The organism is Nitrobacter sp. MLSD-S21, from assembly GCF_058809865.1.
Genome location: NZ_JBXASZ010000008.1, coordinates 64,231 through 89,817, shown reverse-complemented (window position 1 = coordinate 89,817; position 25,587 = coordinate 64,231). Strand labels below are relative to the sequence as shown.

The following is a 25,587-nucleotide window of genomic DNA, read 5'->3' as shown; positions in this document are numbered from 1 at the left end:
GTCGCGGAAAGTTTCGACGCCGGACATAGCCAACCAGGCCCTCCACCTTGTCGTTGCCCTTGCCAGGTTTGCCGAAGCGCCGCCATCAAGGCGGGCGACTAAGCCCGGTTCAGTGATCGGCGTGCGCATGACGGCCCGGTGACCGCTCTGTAAAGCGACGCGGGCCAAAATTTGAATATCAACCAAGGCTTCCTCTAAGGTCGGTTCCGCGATCTACTTGGCATGGCTCGTCACTCGATTGCCATGCAGTCGATAGGCAACCCCTTACATAACGGCCGACCGCAGCGTTAAAGCCTAAGGCTACTTCACCACCCTGAGCTCGGTGTATCCCGCCTGTATTCTCTTGGCAGCACCAACAGCACCTGCCTTGTCCATAATGAGCAAGATCTGATCGTGTAATGGTCGTGTGCTTCGAGGCTTTCCGAAGTCTAAGTCATCCGCAAGCGCCTTCTCAATTTCCAAAATAATCTTGATATCCAAGATTACCTTGGCGAGCACATCGGCGTTGGTATTCGGTGATCCTTCAGCCGTAGACCGAGTTAATACCGCGTTTCGATAACTCTGCCCGCTGATGTCCGGTGACACTCCAACGTCCTGCTTTTCAGTCTGGTTGATTGAATATCGCTGCATCTTACCGTCCCGCTTTATTCCGGTTGTCGACACGATAAGTCGCTAGATCATGAAAAGTTTGACACTCCTCATTAGGAAACCATTGATGGTTTCCGCGGCGTTAACGGGGACGATCGGCAGCAGCAAAAATCCCGCTCTGATGCTGGTGGATTGGACCACCGCTAGGAAAAGTAACTCACAGTCAGCGTTTTGTTCGGGGCAAAAGCAGAGGCCAGGCCGGGAAGGCCTAAAGCGAGTCGGACGGCGCCCCTGGCGAGGGACCCCCAACGGTCAGGATTATTGGATCAGTTTCCTCAGTCGAATTTCCCTGGTCCGGATTGTTTAAGGCTTTCCGGAGGGTTAAGGTGCTCGCATTTGTTGGCCAAGGCCGCTTTCTGTATCGTGGCCATAGTCACAGCTGCCGCGACGGGGTATATGGTGGAGTTGATCGTGGACGCCTTTCAGAGTGGATCTCCGCACGGCTGGAAGCCTGGAGGCGTCCATGGAGCTCCAGAGCCCTTGCTGGGCGCGGCGGGGCTTCCCCTGCTCGTTGCTTATGGCGTTTGCCGACTTGTCAACCGTCGTCTAAAGCCGACTGAGTAGTTCCGGTACTCCCAGTCGAGCCGGGAGGTTGCCGACTGCGTCGTCGATCGGGCTGAAAGTCGGCGAGAGCGCGGGCCCGTAATCATTTCCGCGGTTGAAGCTCCGGCGAGCTGATCCAATTGTAAGGTTTTGGTCTTGGTCGGCCTGAGCGATTTTCTTGAATAACGCGTCTTGTTCCGGCCCGGACGGCATCGTCTCTGTCTGCTCTCGAACCTCGTCGACCCTGCCGAAAGGAATCCTGCAAGGTGGTGCGTTGCATAAGGCTCGCTAAGTGGGAACGCATCTTAATGCCCCTGACCTGCACCGCGCGAGGCTAAATAAACGAACCACTTGCGAGGTGGCTAGAACCGGAGCGCGCCAACGCTCCGAACCAACGGGTCAGTATCGCCCGCCCGCCCAACGCAAATTATTCACCGCGGCCACTCAAGCCATTTTGCCGAGCGGTAGTGTGTCAGTCTTGCTTCCTCGCACCGAGCGCGACAAAAGCTGCACCCGCAAATAGGCAATGGGCGCTATCAGCCCGAGAAGAACGCCGGGAATTCCCCTTCTTCGTATAACATTTGTTTTCCTGTTTGCGGTGAAGCGGAAGCTTATTTCACGTCGAGAACGAGCATCAGACCTCCGCCGCCCTTCTGCTCGACATTGTTGTTCGCCGTGTGATGCGGGATGTGGCAACGCACCAACCATTTGCCGGGCTTGCGGGCCGTCCAGATGACGTCATAACGCTGGCCAGGTCCGACGTTGACAGTGTCCGCCTGATATCGGGCGCCTTCGTTCAGGGTTACGCCATCGACGGCAACGACTTCGAACGGCCCGCCGTGGACATGCATCGGGTGCACGAAATTGTTGTTGGTGCCGATGAATCGCAATTTGATCGTCTGGCCGGCTTTCATGGCGACGGAATCGGTCGAGGGATAGGCCTTGCCGTTGATGGTGAAACCCCTCCATCAGCATGGCCGGATAGGTCAGCCATTCGCGTTTCAGCCATTCCTGCAGCTGAATCGTATAGTCGAGGTCAGCCGTGACCTCCGCGCCGGAGTCCTTCCGGTAGAACGAGTAACCACAATCACCGCAAGCGCCAGAAATGAACAATCCTGTAGGATGCAAGGTTGGTTTTCTGTAAGCGGTGTTTTCAGGCCACTTTCCTGGTATCCAGCGCAGCGGTATAGGCCCAAGGCAGCAGGTCGTCGATCTGGCTGTTGGGATGGCCGTTGACGATCCTGGTGATGACGTCGGCCAGATAGTTATGCGGTTCGATGCTACAGAGCTTGCAGGTCTCGATCAGCGAGGCGATGATGGCCCAGTGCTCGCCGCCGCCGTCGGAGCCGGCGAACAACGCGTTTTTGCGGTTGAGCGCAATCGGCCGGATTGAGCGTTCGACGATGTTGCTGTCGATCTCGATGCGGCCGTCATCGAGGTATCGCGTGAGCCCCTTCCAGCGCGACAGCGCGTAGTGGATCGCCTCGGCGAGTTTGGTCTTCTGGCTGATCAGGTCGAGCTTGGCACGCAGCCAGGGTTCGAGGGCTTCCAGAACGGGGCGGCTCTTCTCCTGCCGAAGCGCGCGCCGCTCATCGGCACAGCGGCCCCGGCATTCGGTCTCGACGGCATAGAGATCGACGATGCGTTTGAGCGCCTCGCAGGCGATCGGCGCCGGACCGGCGACGGCAAGCTCGTAGAAGCGCCCGCGCACGTGGGCCGAGCAGAACGCGAGCCGCACGTCGCCGCGTTCAGCGAGGGCGCGATAGCCGACATAGCCGTCTACCTGCAGGATGTCGGTGAAGCCGGCGAGATGAGCGATCGGCCGCTCCGCCTTGCGGTCGGGCGCATAGAGGTAAGCTACGCCCGGCGGATCGGCCCCGCCCCAAGGGCGATCATCGCGTGCGTAGGCCCAGAGCTGGCCGATCTTGGTACGCCCGCGGCCGGGATCGAGCACCGGCGCCGTGGTCTCGTCGGCGAACAGCTTGGTCGAGGTCTTCAAAGTAGCGAGCAGGCGCTCATGCACCGGCCGCAGCAACCAGGCGGCGCGGCCGACCCAGTCGGCCAATGTCGAGCGGTCGAGTATGATGCCCTGCCGGGCGTAGATCTGGGATTGGCGGTAGAGCGGCAAGTGATCGGCGTATTTGGAGACGAGGACCTGCGCCACTGTCGCTTCGGTCGGCAATCCGCCCTCGATCAGCCGTGCCGGAGCCGGAGCCTGCACCACCACCTCTTCGCAGGCCCGACAGGCATACTTCGGCCGGCGCACGACGAGCACGCGCAGCTGCGCGGGGATCATGTCGAGTCTCTCGCTCCGGTCTTCGTCAATCCGATGCAGCGCGTTACGACAGCATGGACAGCTGTGGTCCTCGATATCGGCCACCATCTCGATGCGCGGCAGATGTGCCGGAAGCGATCCGCGGTTCATGCGGCGCCTGACGGCATAACGTGCTCGCTCGGCCGGAGCGACGGCTTCACCTGCCGCCTCGCTGCTCGCAGCAGCCTGCTCGACCTCTTCAAGCCCGAGCAGAAGTTGATCTTCCGGCAGCGTCTCGGCGCGCCGGCCAAAGCAATGGCGGCGCAACTCTCTGATGATTTGTTCCAACCGTTCGGCGCGTGCCCGTTCCGCCAGCAGCATCGCCTTCAGCGTGCCGGAATCATCGGGAAGCGCGTCTGCCAGAGCCGTCATGGAAGCAATTAAATCACGAACCTCAATGCGTCGCGAGCGATCCGATGAAGACGATTCACTGTGTCGCAGATCAACTGGCCTGCGTCGGCACCGTCGTCTCGCGCGCGACGTGGACACGGCGCCAGTCGAGACCTTCCAATAACGCCGAGAGCTGCGCCGCAGTCAGATGCATGACGCCGTCCTGTACATTGGGCCAGCGGAATGCGCCATCTTCGAGCCGCTTGGCAAACAGGCAGACACCAGTGCCATCCCAGAAGATCAGCTTCACACGGTCCGCCCGCTTGGCGCGGAACACGTAGACAGCACCGGAGAACGGATCGGTCTTCATCCCGTCTCGCACCAGAGCCGCGAGACCCTCGGCGCCCTTCCGGAAGTCGACCGGCTTGGTCGCCATCATAACCCGAACTGCGCCGGTCGGACCGATCACGCGCTGGCCTTTAGTGCGCGGATCACCGCCGCGACCGTCCTGGCGTCGGCCCCGCGGCCGACGCGCACCGTCACGCTGCTGCCAATCTCAACCTCGATCATTCCGGCAACACGATCCGCATCGAGCGGACGGTTGCGACCGCGGCGGCGAACCGCGCGCTCCGGCAATGTAGCTTCCACGAGCGCCGGAACAAAAAGCGGCGCTGCCATCTCGGTGCTCGTCGATGCAGGCTGCCGTGCTTGACGGCGCCAGCCGAACAACTGTTGCGGCGATAACCCATGACGGCGCGCAATCTCCGAAACTACAGCGCCCGGAACAAGTGTCTCTTCTATAATGCGGGCCTTGTCATCATCCGAGAACCGACGCCGACGCCCAGTGCCCGCGATCACCTCAAGCCGGTGCAAAGCCTGCGGCTTAAGCGTATGGTGCTTAGACACAAGACGATCTCCCCTTCAGAGATCATCACCCTCGCTGATCAGCGGCGTCAGAAAAAGGTGGGACCACCACAGCGCTTACGGTTTTCTCACTGGACACCGGTTACAACGTCGACAGGCCAAGGCGAGCGTCGACGGTCACGACGAATGCGACAACCACGAAAGCAACGCTCGGAATCAGGAGCGTTCGGGACCGAGTGCTTGCGCGCATGAGGCGCCGCCCAACGCCGCCCAAGCGCTCATCGTGAACAGAAGCTGCCATGCGAACGGATTGAAGTACTACCTGCCGAAGGAATACGCAGGGAAATTCCAGGCATTATTAACGCCAGCACATAAACCATGATCGCCGCGGCGAGCGCCGGGTCCGGAATCCTCATCATCGGTAACGGGGCAAAGCCCGCCATCAGCACTATGTGTAATGGCAGAACGTCCAGGTTGAAGCGGCTAGAGGAGGAGTTCCTGCGTAAGCGTTGCCACCGGTTGCTCGGTCAGTGCGTCCACGTTGAACTCGTCCAGCAAATGGGAATGACCGTAGTCTTGCGCCACGTAACCATGGCCGCGACGTAGAACACGAACAACAAAACATGCGCCGCATCGAGCTGCCAAACCGGCGGATCAGCAGGAGCCGTTCCCGCGAGGTATCTCTGCGCGACCATCCAGCGTGGGTAGATGAACGCTGCGGTATAACCGGAAATGAACAACGAAACGTCCGCGGCATCGCTGAAGCCGGTTTCGTGGTTATCCAGGCACCCACGTATTCAGGAAGATCGCCGAGTTCGCCAAGCCAACCGGAGGTCGCGGCTGGCGCGACCTTTCTTTGCGATCGGTCTCTCCGTTGACATCGATACGGGTGGACGGGCCAATGGCAGGGCTCATCGCGTCCTCCGGCCTGTCGCGACTGCATTCTGTTTCAGCCGCCCTCGCCGCAGAGAACGCACAGAACAATGCTGTCTCAGTAATCATCACAGGTTCAATCTGAAGAGGAGGCTTCCACCGACGTGAGGAAGTTCGGGATGCCACTGTATCATTGCGCTACCATCGATCCGGAAGCCACGCTCCTGATAGAACGGGATCGCATCGGCATTGTCCGCCCAGACATGAAGTGTTATCGAAGAAAAGTACTGCTGCCGTGCCTCCTCAACAACGGCTTCGAGAAGTCGAGTGCCGACGCCTCTCCTATGATATGCAGGATCCACGGCGATGTTGTTAAGCAAATAGCTGTGAGGGTCGTTCAAACGGGTTCGTGCCTCAAGGTATTCCTCGCGCGCCGTCAATTTTATTCCGATCCTTTCATTCTCAATGGCTTTCGCCGGAAACCCGTTTGCAAGGCCGACGATGCTGCCATCCAACTCAGCGACAAAGCAGTTCTGGTACGAAAAGAGTCCTGCGGAGCTTGCGATCATGTCGCGATAAATTAAGCGAGCGTCCGCGGTCGGATCGATTCCCTTCGCAATGAACGAAAGCGTGTCTCCGCCCGCGAGATTCGCCAAATCGGCAAGCTCATTGTAATCCGCCGCAGTGGCCTTTCGGACAACAAAACCCCGTACGTTGCGCTGCGCGCTACCTTCAGATTGATCTCCACTGGCTAGCGGATCGTCCAGTTCATGCGATGAGTTTCTATCCATCATCGGTAGGTCCACCTCGTCGAATAAGAGGCGCGCCTCCAAAGCGGGCCTTTCGTGACGAAAACATTCTGACCAATCGAACGATACTTCAGTTGATCCAATGCTTTAAGATCCAAATCAAGACGGGGCAAGTCGTCAAAGCCAGTCTAATCTTCATAGCTTTGCGGCAACGCCCTGGCAGATCGATTGCAGTCGATCCTCGGATGCTCGGACGCAAATGCGAGCGCAGCGTCATAAATGACTGACCTCCGATGGTCCGTCAACAACGTCTGGCGTCGGCTCCGACGCCTATTCAAAGTTCAGCGGCGGACAGTTTAAGGCCTAGCCGTCACATCAGCCCCAAACCGACCTGCGTGACAACGCTCGGTTGCTCATCTCTGGTCGACGAGCACTAGCGAGAATGATCAGGCGGCCGTTGCGCATCCTCTGAAGACTCGGCGCCGTGCTGATGTGGCTCGTTAACGTGCTGATGTTTGTGGCCTGCGCCGTCTTGATCCATAGATTCCATCTGTTCGTCCGGTGGTGCCTTGGCCACAATTTCCTTGTACTTCTGCGGCGACATATCCGGCAATTTCTGAACGAAGGCAACAATGCTCCAGATCGTTTCATCATCATGCCCCAACCCCCATGCCGGCATTCCGCTCATCTTCAAGCCGTGCTTCGTCACCCAAAAGGTCCTCTGCGGATCAATCTTAACCCGCGATAGATTTGGCGGCTGCGGATAAAGACCGGATCGGATCTCTGAATCCTTTCTGCCAGGTGCAAGATGGCAACCCACACACATCGCGGCATACTGTCCCGCTCCCTTCAGAATTAGCCGATCGCCGGTCAGATCGGGCACCTTGATTTCCCGTGCACGAACCATGATGGCCCTGTCGCGGGCAACTTCCAGGATTTTGCTGGTCAGATTCCAATGCGGAACATCGGCGCCAATGTCGTAAGCTCCGGAGAAGATGAATGCACCGCCTCCGAGAAGCAGTATCATGCCGAGAAAGACAGCCCCGAGTATCATTCGGTTCATTTATGGATCTCCATACGCCCTGCTTTGCACATCAGTTATGATTGAGCTCAAGAACAGCTTGTCGGGGCTTGTCAGTCGGAGGAGCTTTTCAATGTTTGCTTCACACGGCTGTGCCAAGTCGATTGTCAGAATTGGACCATGAAAATTCTCGCGTAGGCAGATTTTCCGGGTCAACTGACCACGACTAATCCGGGTCACGATTGTCATCAGCACTATTCCGCCGACGCTGGCCCCGATCTGCATCCTCGATCAACTCAACCAACAAAGTGAGCGATAAACGAAGGGAAACAATCATACTGAACACCTCAAGCGAAAGGCGGCAGCCAACATTCTGGCTTAAAACTTCACGACCTTTGCCAACGCTGATCCGCTCTCACGAGGCTCCTCGTAAGGATGGCAGGAAGAATGTCGAATCTGCTACATTCCTCGTATCTTTTCATTCTTTCATTTTCATTCCTTTCATGCCTTCCATATCGTGGGGCATTGCCTTGGGCTTTGACGACGGAGGAATGGGATCGCCCGTCGCATCGACCTCGTAAGCAACCGTGCCTTCGGGGTTGTTGTATGGCCCTGGATCACGATAGTCATCGCGCGCCATCCCTTTGCGGATTTTCATCACTGTGAACATACCACCCATCTCGATGGGGCCGAATTGGCCGGATCCCGTCATCATCATCAGTGTGTTGTCAGGCATCGGCATTTCCATTGCACCCATCGCCATTCCGGTCGAACCCATCACCATTGCGTCCGGGGCGAGTTTGCCGACCGCCTTCGCCAAATCCTTCTTGGATACTCCGATCAAATTTTGGACCTCGTGACCCATCGAGTTCATAGCATGATGCGTCTTGTGACAATGGAATGCCCAGTCACCCGGATTGTCGGCGATGAGGTCGAAGGCGCGGATGGCCCCGACCGGGACATCAATCGTGGTTTCGGGCCACTGCGCGCTCTCCGGCACCCAGCCGCCATCAGTGCAACTCACCGCGAAGTGGTGGCCGTGCAGATGAATCGGATGATTGGTCATGGTGAGATTGCCCATGCGAACGCGCACCTTGTCGCCAAGCCGCACCGGCATTGGATCTATACCCGGAAACACGCGACTATTCCAAGTCCACATATTGAAGTCGGTCATCTCGCTGACCTGAGGAAGGTAAGTGCCGGGATCGATCAGGTACGAACTCATGACGAAGACGAAATCGCGATCGACCGGGCGGAAGGACGGGTCGCGCGGGTGCACCACGAACATCCCCATCATGCCCATCGCCATCTGCACCATCTCATCTGAGTGCGGATGGTACATAAACGTTCCGCTCGTCTTCAATTCAAACTCGTATACGAAGGTTTTCCCGGGAGGAATATGAGGCTGAGTCACTCCCCCCACTCCGTCCATACCATTAGGTACCAACATGCCATGCCAATGAACCGTGGTGTGTTCGGGAAGCTTGTTGGTGACGAAGATGCGAACCTTGTCGCCTTCCACAGCCTCAATCGTCGGACCCGGGGCCTGGCCGTTGTAACCCCATAAATTTGCCCTCATGCCTTCGGCGAATTCGCGAACCACCGGTTCGGCGACAAGGTGAAACTCCTTCCAGTCGCCGTTCGTCCGCCATGGCAAGGTCCAGCCGTTGAGCGTCACGACAGGCCGATAGTCCGGTCCGCTGGTCGGGTGCAGCGGCGGCTGCATCGTCACCTTGTCCATGAGCGGTGCTTCCGGAATGCTGGCCGCCTGCACGCGGCCGCTGACGGCACTCGCGCTGACCAGCGCCGCCGTTCCGAGGAATCCTCTTCGCGATAGCATGCCTCTCTCCTTCACTGGCCACCGCCACCGCCCACCTGGGCGGTCGCGGTCAGACCGGTTTCATTTTGGGCGTCTGCGGTGCCGCCACCGTTGACGGCCGATTGCAGGTCCGATTGCGCCAGCCAAAAGGCGCGCTTGGCCGCGATTGATGCGCGCAGAGCGGCGATTCGCTGCCGTGTCTCGATCAACAGAGCGAAGACGCTCGCTTGCATGCTGGAGAACCGCAGCTGCATTTCCTCGATGATGATCTTGCGCAGCGGCAGGACTTCACGTTGGTATTGGGTGGCGATGTCATAAGTGGAGCGATAGACGCGGTAGGCGTTTCTTGCCTCCGAACGGACGTTAACTGCCTTTTCGGTCAGGCGATTGAACGCTTGATGGTAGATTTCGGTCGCTTGCCGCACCCGGACCTCGCCGCCGCCGAAGATCGGAATTTGAAATTGGATGTCGAAACCGCGTTCCCGAAATGGCGCGCCTTGCGGATCGCGCGTTTTGCGGTCAATACCGGCCACGTCGAGCAGCGTGACGAAACGGCTTGCTTTCGTGAGGTCGAGCGCTTTCGCCAACGCATCCAGTTCGATGCGAGCGATCTGAAGATCGATCCGGTGCGTTACCGCATCCACTTCGATCGACGGCAACGCAGAGGGACGCCGAGGCAGCGCAGGGAGCGTTTTCGGAAGGCGGAACGTGAGGTCGCCATCCCAAAGACCCATCAACCGTGCGAGGCGTTCACGCGAGCTCATCGCCTCCTGCCGCGCAGAGGCCAGATCGGCTGTCGTCTCCGCGTAGAAGACTTGCTCACGAGCCTGATCGAGCTTGTTGAGCGAACCGGTTTCACCCAGCTTCGCAGCCAATTTCGCGGTCGCTTGCGCCATGGACTTGGTGTCTGTCAGAAGCCCGACCATTTCGTTGGCGCCGACAGCGCGGTAGTAGGATCGCCGCACATCGGACGCGAGTCTCAAGGTCTCCAATGCCGCCCGCAATTGCGCCTGACGGAATCGCCTCCGCGCGATCTCGGAGCGGAAGGGCAACGTCGCCAGCGCCAGAATGTCCCCGACGACCTGACGCTCGATTTCGACCGCGCCGCCACCCGCGATTCTGGAAATAGAAAAAATCGGATTGGGCGGAAGGCTTTCCTGGACGAGGTCTGTTTCCGCCAACGCCAATTCGTTGTAAGCGGCTTGCAAGCCACGATTGTTGAGCAGCGCGACCTGGACGGCGGTATCAACGTTGAGAGCGCGGCGCAGTAGTCGCTTGACGGCATCGTCCGCATGCTGGGCTTCATCCACAAAGCGGATCGCGACCACGTCTTTCTTAATCGTATGGCCGGCGATATCGGACACGACGCCCATTCCTCGATCCGGCGAAAACGTCGCACAACCGGAAAGAAGAATGGAAACGGTGAGCGCCAAAGCCGACCGATGGTGTCGGAAGCGGCTCCGACGCGACCACACGCCACTGATGATTTTCATGACGTGCTCCTAATGCTCATGCCCCGATTTGGGTGGCCGCGCGACGCTCTGGTTCTGCTCCTTCCAGCCGGAGGGTGTCGTCGGACGAAGGCTGTCGTAAGGGGCGATGGTCGACCGGTAGCTGACACCCGCGACCTTTGCCCCGGGATCAGCGGGGTCCGCGCTGCCGAGCGGCGCCAGCGGTACCGAGCAGCCACCCAGGATCATGGCCGTCAAAGCCATACCTGCGAATGTCCTAAACCTTCTTCCGAATATCCCGCGCACCACCGAACCGACGGTGACGACACTCGCCCCAATTTGCGCCGACATAAAAATTCCCTAAACTGACGATGGACCACAGGCTCACGTGCCCCGCACGGCACGCACCGCGTCATGCTGTTGTCAGGTCAGGAATTTGGGGGGCGATAAAGCCGCGGAGGCGGGTTATCTGCCAGTTTCCGATGGATGTCAGATACGCGAACGGCGTGCAGCACCGATGGCTTTGCCACCGTGACGAGGATTGCGGGAAGAGCGGTGACGCTCTTCAGTCCGCAGCACTTGCCGTCCGCCGAATGCGGCGCTTTTGCCGGATCGGCGTCACTCTTCAGCGCGACAGACTTTGCATCATGATCCGCGGATGAATCCGCGTGGGTCTGAACGCCGGAATGATGATGGTCATGTCCGCCCTTGTGGATATGCATCACGCCTTCATGATGCATATGGACCATGCCCGGCACATGATCCTCGTCGGTCAGGCAATAAGGAGCGGCCTGACTGCCGGGCAAGGCGAAGGACAGCGTCGGCGCCAGCACGCAGAACAGATAAGCCAAGGCGACGAACCACCCTGCTCTCCGCCGTTGCATCCTGGCAAGTCCGACCAACATAAACGCGTCAATGCTTTCGATTTGCCGTACCCGAATTCGGAATCATAAACGCGAAATCTCGTGCCGCCAAGACGGAACCGAGAGGTTCATCGTTCCGCCCGTCCGACCGCCGCCATCAATTCCGCGATCTTGCGGCGCTGATCCGCCTTGTCGCCGCTCGCGATCGCATGCTCGACGCAATGGGCGACATGGTCCTTCAACACCTCTTCCTCGACGCGGCGCAGGGCGGCACGAACGGCGGAGATCTGCGTTACGATATCGATGCAATAGCGATCCTCCTCCACCATCTTGGCGAGGCCGCGCACCTGCCCCTCGATTCGGCTGAGGCGTTTCTGGCATGACGTCTTGATGTCTTTTCGCATTCGTTTTATATACCCATACCGGGTACCTGTTACAAGTCGAGAGGAGGCCTAAATGACCGGGTCGCAAAACGCAAGTCCCACGGGCCAGCCGGCTCCCTCCTCGATGGCAACACACCAGCATGGCGGCGACGCCCACGGCAATCACGGGCATCATCAACCTCCCGCGGAAAAGGGGAAAATCCTCGACCCGGTTTGCGGGATGACCGTCGACCCGGCGACCAGCAAGCACCGGTTCGATTACCACGGTCGCACCTATCATTTCTGTTCGGTAGGCTGTCGCACCAAGTTCACGACCGCCCCGGAAACCTACCTCGACAAGTCCAAGGCCGCGCCGAAAGAGCCTGTTCCGGAAGGCACCGTTTACACATGCCCGATGCATCCAGAGATCCGGCAGATCGGACCCGGCAGTTGCCCTATCTGCGGAATGGCGCTGGAGCCCGAAGTGGCAACCCTGGACGCCGCGCCGAACCCCGAACTGGCGGACATGACCTGGCGGTTCTGGATCGGTCTCGTGCTGGCGCTGCCCGCCGTCGTCCTCGAGATGGGCGGGCATTTGGTCGGCGGCCACAGCTGGGTCGACCAAACGTTGTCGAACTGGATTCAGCTCGTCTCGGCGACACCGGTCGTGATCTGGGCGGGTTGGCCGTTCTTCGTGCGCGGCTGGCAATCGCTGGTGACCCGCAATCTCAACATGTTCACCCTGATCGCGATGGGGACCGGTGTGGCTTACATATATAGCCTGGTCGCCACGGTCGCCCCGCAGGGCTTTCCGCCCGCGTTCCGCGGCCATGACGGCGCGGTCGCTGTCTATTTCGAAGCGGCGGCCGTGATCACCGTCCTGGTGCTGCTAGGCCAGGTGCTCGAATTGCGTGCCCGCGAGGCAACGTCGGGCGCGATCAAGGCCCTGCTCGATCTCGCGCCGAAGACGGCGCGTCTCGTTGCGGAGGACGGCACCGATCACGAAGTCCCGTTCGATGGCCTGAACGTCGGCGACAGATTGCGCGTGCGTCCCGGCGAAAAGGTCCCGGTCGACGGTGTCATTCTGGAGGGGCGTTCATCAGTCGATGAATCCCTGGTGACGGGAGAATCCATGCCCGTCACCAAGGAAACCAACGCCAAGGTGATCGCCGGTACGCTCAATCAATCCGGAAGTTTCGTGATGCAAGCCGAGAAGGTCGGCCGCGATACGGTGTTGTCGCAGATCGTGCAGATGGTCGCGCAGGCGCAGCGGTCGCGGGCGCCGATCCAGCGCCTCGCCGATCAGGTCGCGGGCTGGTTCGTGCCTGCGGTGATCGTGGCCGCGCTCGTCGCCTTCGTGGTCTGGGCCATGGTTGGTCCCGAGCCTCGCCTGGCGTTTGGTCTGGTAGCCGCCGTCAGCGTGCTGATCATCGCCTGTCCGTGCGCCCTCGGCCTGGCAACCCCGATGTCGATCATGGTCGGCGTCGGACGCGGCGCGCAGGTCGGCGTTCTCATCAAGAACGCCGAAGCGCTCGAGCGGATGGAAAAGGTCGACACGCTCGTCGTCGACAAGACGGGCACCCTGACCGAAGGCAAACCCAAGGTCATCTCCATCGTGACTTCTCCCGGATTCGAGGAGGACGACCTGCTGCGTCTCGCAGCCAGCGTCGAGCGCGCCAGCGAGCACCCGCTGGCCGACGCCATCATTCGCGCGGCCAAGGAGCGCGATCTGGCGTTGGCAAACGTGGAGGAATTCGATTCCCCCACAGGCAAGGGCGTGACCGGCAAGATCGACGGCAGGAATGTATTGCTCGGCAACGTCGGCTACCTGCAGTCGCTGGGCGTCGAAACCGGATCGATGGAAGCGCAGGCTGAAGCGCTCCGCGGCGACGGCGCCACCGTCATCAACGTCGCGGTCGACGGAAAGCTCGCCGGACTCTTCGCCATCGCCGATCCCATCAAACCATCGACGCCCGACGCCTTGAAGGCGCTAGCCGCGGACGGCATCAAGGTCATCATGCTGACCGGAGACAACAGGACGACGGCCAATGCGGTCGCAAAGCGGCTCGGCATCTCGGAGGTTGAGGCGGAAGTTCTTCCCGACCAGAAGAGTGCCGTCGTGAGCAAGCTGCAAAAGGCTGGCCGTATCGTTGCCATGGCGGGTGACGGCGTCAACGATGCCCCTGCCCTTGCCGCGGCCGAAGTCGGGATCGCGATGGGCACTGGCACCGACGTCGCCATGGAAAGTGCGGGCGTAACCCTGTTGAAGGGCGATCTCGGCGGCATCGTCCGCGCGCGCCTCCTCTCGGAAGCGACGATGGCCAACATCCGTCAGAACCTGTTCTTCGCCTTCATCTATAACGCCGCCGGAATACCGATCGCGGCGGGCGTGCTGTATCCGGTGTTCGGCCTGTTGCTGTCGCCGATCATTGCCGCCGCGGCCATGGCGCTCTCGTCGGTAAGCGTGGTCGGAAACGCGCTGCGCTTGCGGATGGCCAAGCTTTGATTCGTCGGTCGACCGCAAGGCGGAGCCGACCGTGACGATTGCCGGACAAGCATACGACACGGACTCAATTTCTTTGTAAAATGCTGAATTGAAAATGCTGCGTATTGCCGCCCGGCGTCAGATGATCGTGCCGCGGACAATCGACCAATGTGAATTCCGTCCCCACCACGGCGGCAGGAGCATTGGCGTCGTAGCGCATGATCGGCAGTCCGCTGCACCGCTCCGGACCGTCCGGCGCAAACGTGCCGATGACGACATGCCCGCCTGGGCCGACGGCCTTTTTGAGGCACGCAACGTAAGCCTCACAATCAGTCGGGTCTGTCAGGAAATGGAACGCAGCCCGGTCGTGCCAGAGCGTAGGTACGCGTTAGGTGCCATCGCGTAACATCCGCGACAACCCACTCTACCCCGGCGCCGGCGAGGCCAAGACGTGTTTTTCGCGCCGGCAAGAGCGGCGGCCGAGAGATCGAGCACAGTGATGCGACGAAACCGTCGGTCGTGAGACCATCAACCAGGCGTGAGGCGCCGCCACCGATGTCGATGATCTCCGCTTCGGTGGACAAGCCGGCACGTGCGATAAGCTCAAGGTTACGGCGCCGGGTCCTCCTGAAACCAGCTGACTTCGTGGTCACGCTTGGTGCGGTACAGGTTTTCCCAGTGGGCCTGCCGATCGATCTCGTCCATGAATTGCCTTCCTTCTAAAGTCGACTAAGGTGCGACCAATGGCGACGTCCCCGATCCTTGACAATAAGAACACCTCCGCGCCTTCCGTTTTCCTGCCGTTGGCTCTGCTGCGTGAATCGAGGCGACAAAAGACTCTTCCTGTTCAGACTCTTCCTGTTCCCAGGTCCCGCCCGTCTGCCTGCTGATCCCGACGGAGACCTCGTTGGCAAACTTCGGCCTACGGGTCAGGCCAAGCGCTTCGCTTCTTGGCCATGTTATCACACCGAGCTGGATACGTTCATGCTCGCCGGCCGTGAAATCGGGATCATTGGACGCGTGGTCGGCGCATCCTTTGCCGTTCTGGTAGCGGAAGAGCTGTTCGCAAGTGGTTGCCGCGTGCTGATCAGTCTGACTTCGGCCGGACAGATCGTCCCCTGCGGGCCGATGCCCTATTTCATCATCATCGATCGCGCGCTGCGTGATGAAGGGACGAGCTGGACAACCGATGCACCGTTTTCGCGAGACCGCCGAAGCGATCAGAGCGGCAAAGCTGAAAGGAATATTGGCCGTTGAGATGAAGGCGGCCGCGCTCTACGCTTTCGCCCAGGCGGCAGGCGCAAAGCTTCTCTGTCTCGCCCATGTCACAAATACGATGGGACAAGGCGGATCCGATTTCGAAAAGGGCGAGGCCGATGGCACGACGGACGCCATCAAAATGCTTGAACGCGTGGTCGAGGCTGTTTCGCATACAATCCATACACCTGCGGCGTAACTTGCGCGTGACCGTTGCTGTACATTCCGTATCGCAACGCCGGTCCTGAAGCTCTCAACTGGATGACCGTTTCCGTTTGCTGTCCCTTCGAGAGGGGAGCGATGATTCACGCAGTTGGACCTCGAGGGTCCCCTGCGGCAAACCGCGATCTAACGGATCATCGTGTTCTTTAGTATTCACAAAGCGGCAAGAGAATTTCCGGCACCAACGAAATGATCGCAAAATCCAGCCGCTTGACCTGAGCTTTACCGATATAGCGTAAATTAAGCTGGAGCCGCGTGCCTGTTTGTTGAAATTGCTTCGACCTTAAAATCGCCGCCGTACTCGTGCCCCTGGTATTTGGGAATGTGCAGGCGAACGAGATCGGCCTTATCTGAAGTCACCGGCTGCTCCATTTTGAAGACTTCCAGGAGCGCCTCGTTGAATGCATGAGCGGTATGTTACAACGAGCGTCCATTTTGTCCGCTCTTGTAGGCACAGGAGGTGCAAATTTCGCATTGATCCGTTACGCTAACCAGCGGATGCATGGTTGCTCACCTCGATCGTGAGGTGGGATAGGTCGCCGAACTTGCCAAGATTGCGGCGATAATATTCGGCCCCGCGGTGTTTCTCGGTCGTGATGGCGACGATTGCTCCGAGATGTCCGGGCCCCAGCCGCCAGAGATGAAGGTCGGTCACCCGATCTCCCTCGCTCTCGATCGTCTGCCTGATCTTTTCCGCCATCCGCGGGTCCGGATTGCGGTCGAGCAGGATGCCACCAGTGTCGCGCAACAGACCGAACGACCAGTTGGCGATAACGACGGCGCCGATCAGACCGGCAAGCGGATCCATCCACAGCCATCCGAATGTCCGCGCGAGGAGAAGTCCGACAATCACAAGCACTGAAACTGCCGCATCGGCCGCGACGTGGACAATTGCGGCCCGCATGTTGTTGTCGCGATGGTGGGCGCTCCCGGACGCTTCGTGACCGTGCTCTTCGAAACTTTCTTCGAATTCCTTGAACTGTTCGTCCTGTTTCAGACGGAGTTTGACTACGAACTCATGAGGTTCCGGAATCTCGTCGAGCGATTCCAGATATCCTTCGCGATCTGCGAACGTGAACATCTGTCTGCCGCCAGCAGGTCTTATGATTTCAATGGCGGCGTGCGAAGCATGCAACCCTAAGCTATCCAAAGGCCGCAATCGGAAACGAGGCGGCACACCGTTTTCAAAAACCTCAAGTTCGATCACGCCAGCTCCCACGTCGATCCGCCGAACATCCTCGCCGTGATAGTGAGGATGTTCGTGACCGAGTGAATGACCATGGCCATGGCCATGGCCATGATGACCGCCGGACAGCAGCCACGCGCTTACCAGATTGACCGCGAGACCGAGCACGGCAATCGGAATCGCCTCGTTGAAACTGATGGCGACCGGGGACAGAAAACGCGATACCGCCTCATAACCGATCAGCAACGCGATCATCGCCAATATGATGGCGCTGCTATATCCGGCGAGATCCCCGAACTTTCCGGTGCCGAAGGTGAAATTCCGGTCGTTGGCATGCTTGCGCGCGTATGCATAAGCCAATGCCGCCAACAGAAGCGCTCCGGCATGGGTCGACATGTGCAGACCATCTGCGATCAGGGCCAACGATCCGAACAGTGCCCCGCCGACGATCTCTGCGATCATCATGGCGACACACAGCACGATGACCGCCCAGGTCCGGCGCGCGGCCTTGTCATGATCTTCGCCCAGGAAAACGTGATCATGTGCGGCAAAACGATCGATCGTTCGGTCGACGGTCATGGCATGTCCTTACTTGAGGTAGGTGTGAACGACCTCGATTAGTTGATCCGCCGCATCGGCGTTGAGTGCACCGGGGTTCTTCTGAGGATCGACCAAATGGGTGCGGATGTGATCCTCGACCACCTCGGCCATCAGACCCGCGACGCTACCCCGGATGCCGGCGATCATGTGCATGATGCGCTCGCACTCGGCCTCCTCGCTCAAAGCGCGCTCGATGGCCTCGACCTGGCCTCGGATACGACGGACGCGCGCGAGCAGCTTCTTTTTCTCTCGGAGGGTATGGCTCATGCGACAATATAGCCTACCCCCCTAGCCTTATCAACCTCGGTTTAGGTTGGTTTATCCCCCCAGGGAGGATAAGTTCAAAGGATGGCAAAAGTTCACATTCACGAATCCCATCCCAAAATCGTCAAACGGTTGAAGCGAGCCGAGGGCCATCTTCGTCGCGTCATGCTCGGTGAGGCTTACCCATCAGGACGCCTTCGCAGCGCGCCTTCGACAAGCGCGTTCCAGTCGGGGCGAGCCTCAGCCATGTCTGCTTGTCGAGCTCATATTTGGCCTACTCGGCGCAGGCGCGGCACTCGTCCGCCATCGCGCGGTATCGTCCGATGTTCTGGTCGGACATCCATTTGAGACTGTCTACGCCCTCCATTGCCTCAACCCATGTTTTCGGAGTCGATTGCGGGGCTCTCGATACTTTGGAGATGGTCGTCGCCTGTTAGGTGAAGCTCTCGCAATCCTCTCGCCAACTTCCGACGGTCGTTCCTTGCCGCGCCGGCGGGGAGCTTGCGGGCGCGCCGAAGGGCGTCGGCCGCGTGCAATATGATCGGAGACTGGGGTTGGTCGGTCATGTCGGCCGCCGCAGTTCGGGTGACGCGAGCCATTTCTCCACGCGCGAAGCCTCTTCGAGCTTGCTGACGCGGCGCATGAGGAGGTCCCGGTAGGCTTCGGAAGGGGTTTCCGCGGCCTCCCGTAGGAGGCGCTGCGCCTGCTCGTCGAGGTGCTCTGGAAGCGTCTTACCGCGCTTGACGCGGATACGCGGCTTCATAACGCTGTTTCTTTCCGTTAGAGGAAGCGGAGCCTGATGCAGGCGTTTTCGCCCTTTTAAAATATTGTTGGTTGTAATCTGACAATGCGCGAGTCAATTTTCTAGGCACGGGTGATCATTTTTAGGCTGGAACGCCCTGACCGGGCCAGTTCGTTCCCATCACTTCCGCCGCTTCAATTCGGGCGAGCTGAGCCAGCGGTCCAGTTTCGCCGTAGCATCGGCTTGGTCGGCTTTCGCAAACTTGTCTGCTCTTTCGGGGCCAGGAGGCATCAATTCAGCCCGCTTCCGCATGAGCCGGGCGAATACCCTGAGACGGTTTTCCAATGATTCGGTCTGCTTGAAACGGCGCCGCTTCTGCATGGCGCGCTTCTTTCTGTGAAAAGAAAGCGGGAGCGCAATCAAGCGTTCTCATCACCGATGGTTGCCAAGGGCTGCGCGGTGATGGGTTCAAACGCAAGGCGCGGCGCCCGGTTCCGGATAAGGCCGGTTAGGAGGAATCCAGCGGTCCTTGGACTTTGGCCGGTGATCATCCCATCACCGATAGGAGCCACGCGGTGAGGGTGGGAGGTGACATTGTAATTCGGATTATTGATAAGCGGTGCTGATCACCTCCCTGCCCGCATTCGATCGTGCAGGGCGCGGCCAGGGGGTTAACGCGGCACCGTCAGAGAAGCTTCTCCACTTTGATGCTACAAGCCCAGGGCGACCGGGCGGCGGCGCGACCACGTTGAAGCATTAAGCGCCTAGCATTGAAGCCACTGACGCCGCTGAAAACTCTTTGCCGTTGACGTTGACGTAGCCGCGGGCCGCCAAGTCGGCAGCGATGGCCCGCAGGGAATTGCCGCGCTTGCGCCGGCGCAGTCCCTTAGCGATCTGCACCATTTCCGGGTTAATCTCGGCATGGCTCTTACGGCCTTAGCACTTGCCCGTGGTGAGCCGCTTGCGTTCGCGCGCGGCCTTGAGCTTTGCAATGAGCCTGGCCTTTTCATACTCGGCGAACGAACCGGCGATCTGCCGCATCCTCTTGCGCGAGGGGTCGCTACTGTCGGTAAGGTCATCGCCGTTGGCAGTGAGCACACGCGGACCGCGCTTGATTAGCGCCAGGATGCCCAGCTCCTGCGTCACCAGCTCGCGAACGAACCGCGATGCGCCCTCGACAATTACCGTCCTGACGCCGTTGCCCTCAATCCGGTCCAGCAAGGCTGCGAAACCGGGGCGGATTTCAATAGGGTCCGCGCCGCTAACTGCGGCATCGTTGAACTCATCGATTAGGACGAACCCTGCCCGCTTGGCGTAACCCTCAATGGCGGCCCGCTGTCGCTTGTCGCTGCCCTTGTCGGCGTCGACATTTGCGGATATAAGCGACTGCTTCAACATTTTTTCCGTTTATGGCCACGCCGCCTATTTCGGGATATCGGTGAGGAAAGAGAGTAACGAGTGAAGCGTCGCGATTTTTAAACTGGCGGAGCCGCGCTGGGAATGATGACTGCAACTAGAACCGAAGCAAGGGCAATGATGCAATTTACAGAATTTCGTGCAGGCGACACCGGGGCGTGGCGTATCGAGCAGATAAAAGGGGTGATAGGGGAAACACTTCCGAACGCGGAGCGACTGGAGGTTTTGGAAGGCGAGGGCTTCTCAAATACGTTTCAAAAAGGTTGGAGGTTGAAGGGTTTCACCAGCAACACCCGCTACACCAGCCGCCGGGAAGCAGACTCCATGGCCGCCCTGCAGGAGGGCCTCGGCCGTCCAAATGCGACGCGCGCGGCGCTTATCCCGATTCGAAAGAACGAAGCCTGGTGGGCGCTAGCTCAGGACGAGCGTCGCGCTATCTTCGAAGAGCAATCCCACCACATAGACATTGGACTTAAGTACTTGCCGGCGATCGCGCGGCGTCTTTATCATTGCCGCGATCTCGGCGAGCCGTTCGATTTTCTCACATGGTTCGAATACACCCCCGAAGACGCAGCCGCGTTCGAGGTCCTCGTAGCTCAGCTACGCTCTATCCCAGAATGGCGCTTCGTCGAGCGAGAGGTCGACATCCGCCTGAGCCGATAAAGCGTCTCGAAGAAGGCTCTGGAGGCCAGTAGGGCCTTTTTAAGCCCTCCGGCAATCGCCCTGTCGGGAAGCCCGGCGCATTCACGGAAGGAAGTTTTTGTCATCCTTTTAGGCGGTTTGGGTATCCACAATTTCTATCTTGGCCGCGTGGGATAAGGGATACTTTATTTGTTGTTCTCTTTGATTCTGCCCGGCAGTGGCGGGACAAACCCGCTAGTTTCTGGCGGGTTTCAGACGAAAGCGGCAAGCGACGCGAAAGCTGGCCAACGGTTGACCGAGCCATCGCTGCCGATCTAGCAGCCTGCGGCTACGTTAGTCGAAACCGCTCCGGCCGGTGAACCCCCGCGGTCAGGCCGCCGAATACGATTGCCGTATCGATCGGCCCCATACAGGAACAGAGTGGCAAAGGCGGTGATGACAAGTTCGGACATGATCGCTGAGCTCTGTTGGGTCCTGAAATCGCACTAGAGCATTTTCCGACCGGAATGAATCGGTTGGGATTCCCAAAACGGCGCGAGTCAGATTCAAGCTGGATGCTGGCGAGGGAGGTCAGCATGCATGACCAGGGCGCTTTCCGTTGATCTTCGCCAAAGGGTGGTCGCCGCGATTGACGATGGCTTGTCCTGTCGGCGGGCCGCCGAGCGTTTTGGTATCAGTGCGGCCAGCGCGATCCGCTGGCGCAGTCGTCTCAAGGAAGCTGGCGACGTCGTTCCTAAACGACCGGGCGGTGACCGCAGATCGCAGCGGATCGAAGCACATTCACAATTGATTTTGGACGCGGTGACGGTGAAGGCGGATATCACGCTCGCCGAGTTGCAAGAGTTGTTGAAACGTCGTGGAATATCGGCCGGCATCGCTTCGCTCTGGCGTTTCTTCCAGCGCAGAAAGATCACACTTAAAAAAAGACAGCGCACGCCGCCGAGCAACGGCGCGGCGATATAAATGCCGCGCGTGAGGAGTGGTTCGAAGGGCAAGTCGATCTTGACCCTGAGCGCCTCGTCTTTATCGACGAAACCAGCGCCAATACCAAAATGGCGCGACTTTACGGACGTTCGCCGCGCGGCGAGCGATGTCGTGCTGCTGTCCCTCACGGACATTGGAAGACCACGACATTCACCGCTGGATTGCGTTCCAGCGGCCTGATCGCACCGCTTGTCCTGGACGGTCCCATGGATGGCGAAGTCTTCTTGGCCTACGTCGAACAATTACTCGCCCCATCGTTGCAACCGGGCGACACCGTCATCATGGACATGTGTGGACGCCCCCGTTGGTGCAAGAAGAATCTTTTCGAACAGCACAGAGCGTGGTCGGGTGCTGACATGTGTCCGGCCTCTGATGCAGCTATCACATGCCGCGGGCCCGTATGGGAGTTCGCGGAACGGGTCCAATTCAACTTGGCGCGCTCGAGGCGCATGTCCATGATCTGGTTCTCCCGCTCCCGTCTCGTGACCGTAGCGCCATACTCTCCGTTCGACCTTCTCACACCTTGGCAGCCTGCTCGAGGAGCAGACTATCCTGCTACGGCCGGCATTCGATAAGTTCCGCCTTTAGCCATCAATGCCCACACGATGCGTGCGGTCTTGTTGGCCAGGGCGACGATTACCAGCATGGGTGGCTTGCGCTCAAGCATTCGAGAGAGCCAGGAATCTCTTGTCGATCCCTTCCGCATGGCCCAGCGAACGGCGGCGCTCGCCCCGATGATTAGCAGCCGACGCAGGGTTCGTTCACCCATGCGGGACGTCTCACCGAGCTTCTGCTTGCCGCCTGAGGAGCGTTGCAGCGGCGTGAGGCCGAGCCACGCCGCGAAGTCGCGACCTCTCTTAAAGGTTGTCGCCGACGGGGCCAGCGCAGCAAGTGCCGTTGCCGTGATCGGTCCTATGCCGGGAATGGTCATCAATCGCCTGGCTTCTGCATCCTCCCTGGCGCGCCGGGCGATCTCGCGGTCGAGCACGGCCACTTTCTCGCCCAGCGACCGCAACTGCGCAACGAGCAGGGACAGGATCGGGCGCGCGGCTTCAGGGACGGCGTTATCTTCGTCCTCAATCGCCGCGACAAGCCTGGCGGCATGGAAGAGACCCTGTGCAGCCACGAGTCCGAATTCGGCAAGATGACCCCGTATTGCATTGATCGTCTGGGTCCGCTGACGAACCATAAGATCGCGAACGCGGAACACCATTGCCGCGGCCTGCTGCTCTTCGCTCTTTGCCGCTACGAACCGCATAGTAGGCCTCTGGGCTGCTTCACAGATCGCTTCGGCGTCAGCGGCATCGTTCTTCTGCCGCTTCACGAAAGGCTTGACGTATCCCGGAGCGATTAGCCGGACATCGTGCCCCAGCTTCGCAATCTCCCGCGCCCAATAATGGCCGCCGGCGCATGCTTCCATGGCAACCGTGCAGGCCGGCTGAGCAGCAAGAAACCGAAGTACATGATCGCGGCGAAGCTTCTTCCTGAACAGTACAGCTCCCGACGCATCCGAACCGTGCGCCTGGAACATGTTCTTCGCCAGATCCAATCCGATTGTGTTAACTTCCAACATGGACGCCTCCGTTCCAGTGATGATCAACGACATCACCTTGGCACAGCGATGCCGTCAGGGGCGTCCACCCCATCAACTTGCCCGCTCACACAAGGTCCACGGCGTTCGAGAGGTCATTCAGGCGGCCGGAGCAAGCCTGCTCTATCTCCCGCCCTACAGTCCGGACTTTAACCCGATCGAGATGGCCTTCTCTAAATTGAAGGCGCTGTTGCGCGCCGCTGCCGCGCGCACCATGCCAGATCTCTGGCAAGCAATCGCCAACGCTCTCAAACGCTTCTCACCCGATGAATGTCAGAATTATCTCGCCGCCGCTGGATACGACGCAACCTGATCGGAAAATGCTCTAGCTTCAGGGGCCCAGCATTGAGGCCACCGACGCCGCTGAGAACGTTCTTCCGTTGGCGTTGACATAACCGCGGGCTGCCAAGTCGGCAGCGATGGCTCGCAGGGAATTGCCGCGCTTGCGCCGGCGCAGCCCCTTGGCGATCTTCACCATCTCCGGATTGATCTCGGCATGGCTCTTGCGGCCCTCACACTTGCCAGTCGTGAGCCGTTTGCGTTCGCGCGCTGCCTTGAGTTTTGCAACGAGCCTGGCCTTTTCGTACTCGGCGAAATGAGCCGGCGATCTGGCGCATCATCTTGCGCGACGGGTCGCTACTGTCGGTCAGGTCATCGCCGTTGGCAGTGAGCACGCGGACCCCGCGCTTGATCAGCGCCAGGATGCCCAGCTCCTGCATCACCAGCTCGCGGGCGAACCGCGATGCGTCCTCGACAATGACCGTCCTGACGCCATTGTCCTCGATCCGGTCCAGCAAGGCGGCGAAACCGGGACGAATCTCAATCGTGTCCGCGCCGCTCACAGCGGCATCGTTGAACTCATCGATCAGAACGAACCCTGCCCGTTTGGCGTAGCCCTCGATAGCGGCCCGCTGTCGTTTCTCGCTGTCTTTGTCGGCGCCGACATTTGCGGCTGATGAGGTGCGGATATAGGCGACAGCTTCTATCTTTTTACCTTTTCCTGCCAAAGCCTTGATCCTTAGTTCTGTATGATTTCTTGAGAAAAGCATACAACGTAGGACGTCTTTGCAAGGGCCGCGCCTACGTCGTGGATTGTGTTTTCCTGATTATTTTCGCGCGGGCGTGACTCAGGCGGCCTTCTCGACCTCGATAGTCACATGCGAAAGCTCGTGAATATGGGCCAGCTTTTCCCGATAAATAGATGGCTCTTGCGGGGCAGCAGAGCGGATTGACACGATAGCCCCATGATGGCCGGGGCCAAGCTGCCAGACATGCAGATCGGTAATCCTGTCACCCTCGCTCTCGATGACCTCACGGATTTCCTCCGGCAATTCCTCGTCGGCCGGAACATAGTCGAGCAGCACCCGGCCTGCATCGCGGATGAGGCCCCAAGACCACCGGGCGATAACCAGACCGCCGACAAGGCCCATGGCAGGGTCCATCCAGTTCCAGCCGTAGAGGCTTCCAAGCACCAAGGCGACAATTGCCAGCACAGAGGTTAGGGCGTCCGCCAACACATGGAGATAGGCCGCTCGCAGATTGTTGTCGCCTGCATGTCCGTGATGATCGTGCGAATGCCCATGGTGATGGCTATGTCCATGATGCGAGTGGTCATCACGCAATAGCCATGCGCAAAGTAGGTTCACCCCTAGGCCAATGACGGCAACGTTGATCGCCTGCGGGAAATTGATCGCCACCGGGCTGGAGAAGCGCAGCAGGCTTTCCCATCCGATCAGCAGGGCAATAAGAGCCAACACAACGGCACTGGCAAAGGCGGCCAGTTCGCCAAGCTTGCCCGTTCCAAAGGTGAAGCGTGGATTCCTCGCGTTCTTGCGGGCATAGAGATAGGCGAGCGCGGCAATAAGCATCGCGGCGGCATGGGTGGACATGTGCCAGCCATCAGCCACAAGGGCCATAGAGCCGTATATCGACCCGGCCGCGATCTCGGCCACCATCATCGTTGCCGTGATCGCAATGACAATCCATGTCCTGCGCTCGTTGCGCTCGTGATTGTCGCCCAAGAAAATATGCTCGTGTGGGCTCGAAAGCCGCGCGGAATGATCGGTCATTTTAGATACGCCCTAACGACCTCGATCAACTCGGCCGCACCTTGCGCCCGCGCTGCATTACCGTCTTTGTCGGGGTTGGAAACATGCTCGCGGATATGATCCTCGATCAACTCGGCCGTCAGGCCGCTGACTGCGCCGCGCACCGAAGCCGCGAGGTTTAGAATCTCGCCGCAGGAGGCGTCGGCCTCCAAGGATCGCTCGATAGCTTCGATCTGCCCTTTGAGGCGGCGCACACGTGCGAGAAGCTTGGTTTTGTTCTTCGTAGTATGAGACATGATATAGGGGGGTACCC

Annotated in this window: 29 protein-coding genes and 3 pseudogenes; 7 read left to right on the top strand and 25 right to left on the bottom strand. The window is 59.4% G+C overall.

Annotated elements, in window-relative coordinates; translation table 11 throughout:
* Nucleotides 1-300: 300 nt before the first annotated feature.
* The 14 genes and pseudogenes from AC1RT6_RS18100 to AC1RT6_RS18035 all read right to left on the bottom strand — a co-directional run bounded on the left by AC1RT6_RS18100 (nt 301) and on the right by AC1RT6_RS18035 (nt 11,879).
* Nucleotides 301-630 (bottom strand): hypothetical protein, encoded by a 330-nt coding sequence (locus AC1RT6_RS18100; RefSeq protein ID WP_472791861.1) that lies wholly within the window; start codon nt 628-630, stop codon nt 301-303.
* Nucleotides 631-1,802: 1,172 nt separating this feature from the next.
* A pseudogene (locus AC1RT6_RS18095) lies at nt 1,803-2,256 on the bottom strand (multicopper oxidase domain-containing protein); the annotation flags it as partial.
* 88 nt (nt 2,257-2,344) lie between these two features.
* Nucleotides 2,345-3,877, bottom strand: coding sequence for an IS66 family transposase (gene tnpC, locus AC1RT6_RS18090; protein WP_493029569.1), 1,533 nt, complete (start codon nt 3,875-3,877; stop codon nt 2,345-2,347).
* Nucleotides 3,878-3,947: 70 nt separating this feature from the next.
* Complete coding sequence (gene tnpB, locus AC1RT6_RS18085) at nt 3,948-4,304, bottom strand: IS66 family insertion sequence element accessory protein TnpB (RefSeq protein WP_040674336.1); 357 nt, start codon at nt 4,302-4,304, stop codon at nt 3,948-3,950.
* Entirely contained in the window at nt 4,301-4,741 is a 441-nt protein-coding gene (tnpA, locus tag AC1RT6_RS18080) for an IS66-like element accessory protein TnpA (RefSeq protein WP_472791862.1), read from the bottom strand. Before tnpA ends, tnpB begins: the two co-directional genes overlap by 4 nt.
* A gap of 174 nt (nt 4,742-4,915) precedes the next feature.
* Nucleotides 4,916-4,990, bottom strand: a complete 75-nt coding sequence (locus tag AC1RT6_RS18075; RefSeq protein ID WP_472791961.1) for a hypothetical protein — start codon at nt 4,988-4,990, stop codon at nt 4,916-4,918.
* Nucleotides 4,991-5,226: 236 nt separating this feature from the next.
* A complete protein-coding gene (gene opgC, locus AC1RT6_RS18070; protein ID WP_472791863.1) occupies nt 5,227-5,439 on the bottom strand; it encodes an OpgC domain-containing protein in 213 nt (70 codons plus the stop codon).
* Between the two features lie 261 nt (nt 5,440-5,700).
* Nucleotides 5,701-6,366 (bottom strand): GNAT family N-acetyltransferase, encoded by a 666-nt coding sequence (locus tag AC1RT6_RS18065; protein WP_472791864.1) that lies wholly within the window; start codon nt 6,364-6,366, stop codon nt 5,701-5,703.
* 388 nt (nt 6,367-6,754) lie between these two features.
* Entirely contained in the window at nt 6,755-7,384 is a 630-nt protein-coding gene (locus AC1RT6_RS18060) for a c-type cytochrome (protein ID WP_472791865.1), read from the bottom strand.
* 436 nt (nt 7,385-7,820) lie between these two features.
* On the bottom strand, nt 7,821-9,182 hold the full coding sequence (locus AC1RT6_RS18055; protein ID WP_472791866.1) for a multicopper oxidase family protein: 1,362 nt from the start codon (nt 9,180-9,182) through the stop codon (nt 7,821-7,823).
* Between the two features lie 11 nt (nt 9,183-9,193).
* Nucleotides 9,194-10,654, bottom strand: a complete 1,461-nt coding sequence (locus AC1RT6_RS18050) for a TolC family protein (protein WP_472791867.1) — start codon at nt 10,652-10,654, stop codon at nt 9,194-9,196.
* 9 nt (nt 10,655-10,663) lie between these two features.
* The gene (locus AC1RT6_RS18045; protein ID WP_472791868.1) at nt 10,664-10,963 is read right to left on the bottom strand and encodes a hypothetical protein; all 300 of its coding nucleotides are present in this window, start codon (nt 10,961-10,963) and stop codon (nt 10,664-10,666) included.
* Between the two features lie 77 nt (nt 10,964-11,040).
* Complete coding sequence (locus tag AC1RT6_RS18040; RefSeq protein ID WP_472791869.1) at nt 11,041-11,517, bottom strand: hypothetical protein; 477 nt, start codon at nt 11,515-11,517, stop codon at nt 11,041-11,043.
* Between the two features lie 86 nt (nt 11,518-11,603).
* Nucleotides 11,604-11,879 (bottom strand): metal-sensitive transcriptional regulator, encoded by a 276-nt coding sequence (locus AC1RT6_RS18035; RefSeq protein WP_472791870.1) that lies wholly within the window; start codon nt 11,877-11,879, stop codon nt 11,604-11,606.
* 52 nt (nt 11,880-11,931) lie between these two features.
* Here AC1RT6_RS18035 and AC1RT6_RS18030 point away from each other — a divergent pair, with 52 nt between their 5' ends.
* On the top strand, nt 11,932-14,343 hold the full coding sequence (locus AC1RT6_RS18030; RefSeq protein ID WP_472791871.1) for a heavy metal translocating P-type ATPase: 2,412 nt from the start codon (nt 11,932-11,934) through the stop codon (nt 14,341-14,343).
* A 64-nt stretch (nt 14,344-14,407) separates the two neighbouring features.
* On the opposite strand, the pseudogene AC1RT6_RS18025 reads toward AC1RT6_RS18030, so the two are convergent.
* A pseudogene (locus tag AC1RT6_RS18025) lies at nt 14,408-15,027 on the bottom strand (class I SAM-dependent methyltransferase).
* 279 nt (nt 15,028-15,306) lie between these two features.
* On the opposite strand from AC1RT6_RS18025, the gene AC1RT6_RS18020 reads away from it, so the two are divergent.
* Nucleotides 15,307-15,579: a nucleoside phosphorylase-I family protein gene (locus AC1RT6_RS18020; RefSeq protein ID WP_472791872.1), complete on the top strand. Its 273-nt coding sequence runs from the start codon at nt 15,307-15,309 to the stop codon at nt 15,577-15,579.
* Nucleotides 15,569-15,778 (top strand): hypothetical protein, encoded by a 210-nt coding sequence (locus AC1RT6_RS18015; RefSeq protein WP_472791873.1) that lies wholly within the window; start codon nt 15,569-15,571, stop codon nt 15,776-15,778. Before AC1RT6_RS18020 ends, AC1RT6_RS18015 begins: the two co-directional genes overlap by 11 nt.
* 510 nt (nt 15,779-16,288) lie before the next feature.
* Here the strand turns inward: AC1RT6_RS18015 and dmeF (AC1RT6_RS18010) are convergent.
* From dmeF (AC1RT6_RS18010) to AC1RT6_RS17990, 5 genes are all read right to left on the bottom strand, one after another.
* The gene (gene dmeF / locus AC1RT6_RS18010; protein ID WP_472791874.1) at nt 16,289-17,566 is read right to left on the bottom strand and encodes a CDF family Co(II)/Ni(II) efflux transporter DmeF; all 1,278 of its coding nucleotides are present in this window, start codon (nt 17,564-17,566) and stop codon (nt 16,289-16,291) included.
* 9 nt (nt 17,567-17,575) lie between these two features.
* The gene (locus AC1RT6_RS18005) at nt 17,576-17,854 is read right to left on the bottom strand and encodes a metal/formaldehyde-sensitive transcriptional repressor (protein WP_472791875.1); all 279 of its coding nucleotides are present in this window, start codon (nt 17,852-17,854) and stop codon (nt 17,576-17,578) included.
* A gap of 559 nt (nt 17,855-18,413) precedes the next feature.
* Nucleotides 18,414-18,614: a hypothetical protein gene (locus tag AC1RT6_RS18000; protein WP_472791876.1), complete on the bottom strand. Its 201-nt coding sequence runs from the start codon at nt 18,612-18,614 to the stop codon at nt 18,414-18,416.
* 735 nt (nt 18,615-19,349) lie between these two features.
* Nucleotides 19,350-19,496: a hypothetical protein gene (locus AC1RT6_RS17995; protein WP_472791877.1), complete on the bottom strand. Its 147-nt coding sequence runs from the start codon at nt 19,494-19,496 to the stop codon at nt 19,350-19,352.
* A gap of 33 nt (nt 19,497-19,529) precedes the next feature.
* Entirely contained in the window at nt 19,530-19,988 is a 459-nt protein-coding gene (locus AC1RT6_RS17990; protein ID WP_493029567.1) for a recombinase family protein, read from the bottom strand.
* A 141-nt stretch (nt 19,989-20,129) separates the two neighbouring features.
* Here AC1RT6_RS17990 and AC1RT6_RS17985 point away from each other — a divergent pair, with 141 nt between their 5' ends.
* From AC1RT6_RS17985 to AC1RT6_RS17975, 3 genes are all read left to right on the top strand, one after another.
* Nucleotides 20,130-20,672, top strand: a complete 543-nt coding sequence (locus AC1RT6_RS17985) for a chlorite dismutase family protein (protein ID WP_472791962.1) — start codon at nt 20,130-20,132, stop codon at nt 20,670-20,672.
* A gap of 558 nt (nt 20,673-21,230) precedes the next feature.
* Nucleotides 21,231-21,614, top strand: coding sequence for a helix-turn-helix domain-containing protein (locus AC1RT6_RS17980; protein ID WP_472791879.1), 384 nt, complete (start codon nt 21,231-21,233; stop codon nt 21,612-21,614).
* Entirely contained in the window at nt 21,611-22,210 is a 600-nt protein-coding gene (locus AC1RT6_RS17975) for a transposase (RefSeq protein WP_493029579.1), read from the top strand. The genes AC1RT6_RS17980 and AC1RT6_RS17975 overlap by 4 nt, the downstream gene beginning before the upstream one ends.
* On the opposite strand, the gene AC1RT6_RS17970 is transcribed toward AC1RT6_RS17975, so the two are convergent.
* The gene (locus AC1RT6_RS17970) at nt 22,183-23,208 is read right to left on the bottom strand and encodes an IS110 family RNA-guided transposase (protein ID WP_472791881.1); all 1,026 of its coding nucleotides are present in this window, start codon (nt 23,206-23,208) and stop codon (nt 22,183-22,185) included. The two genes, AC1RT6_RS17975 and AC1RT6_RS17970, sit on opposite strands and share 28 nt — an antisense overlap.
* A gap of 85 nt (nt 23,209-23,293) precedes the next feature.
* Between AC1RT6_RS17970 and AC1RT6_RS17965 the strand changes: the two are divergent.
* Nucleotides 23,294-23,539, top strand: a pseudogene (locus AC1RT6_RS17965) (transposase); the annotation flags it as partial.
* Between the two features lie 18 nt (nt 23,540-23,557).
* On the opposite strand, the gene AC1RT6_RS17960 reads toward AC1RT6_RS17965, so the two are convergent.
* The 4 genes from AC1RT6_RS17960 to AC1RT6_RS17945 form a co-directional block, all read right to left on the bottom strand.
* Entirely contained in the window at nt 23,558-23,704 is a 147-nt protein-coding gene (locus tag AC1RT6_RS17960) for a hypothetical protein (protein WP_472791882.1), read from the bottom strand.
* Nucleotides 23,705-23,738: 34 nt separating this feature from the next.
* The gene (locus AC1RT6_RS17955) at nt 23,739-24,233 is read right to left on the bottom strand and encodes a recombinase family protein (RefSeq protein ID WP_472791883.1); all 495 of its coding nucleotides are present in this window, start codon (nt 24,231-24,233) and stop codon (nt 23,739-23,741) included.
* A 120-nt stretch (nt 24,234-24,353) separates the two neighbouring features.
* Entirely contained in the window at nt 24,354-25,295 is a 942-nt protein-coding gene (gene dmeF, locus AC1RT6_RS17950; RefSeq protein ID WP_472791884.1) for a CDF family Co(II)/Ni(II) efflux transporter DmeF, read from the bottom strand.
* The gene (locus AC1RT6_RS17945; protein ID WP_472791885.1) at nt 25,292-25,570 is read right to left on the bottom strand and encodes a metal/formaldehyde-sensitive transcriptional repressor; all 279 of its coding nucleotides are present in this window, start codon (nt 25,568-25,570) and stop codon (nt 25,292-25,294) included. Before AC1RT6_RS17945 ends, dmeF (AC1RT6_RS17950) begins: the two co-directional genes overlap by 4 nt.
* Between the last annotated feature and the right edge of the window lie 17 nt (nt 25,571-25,587).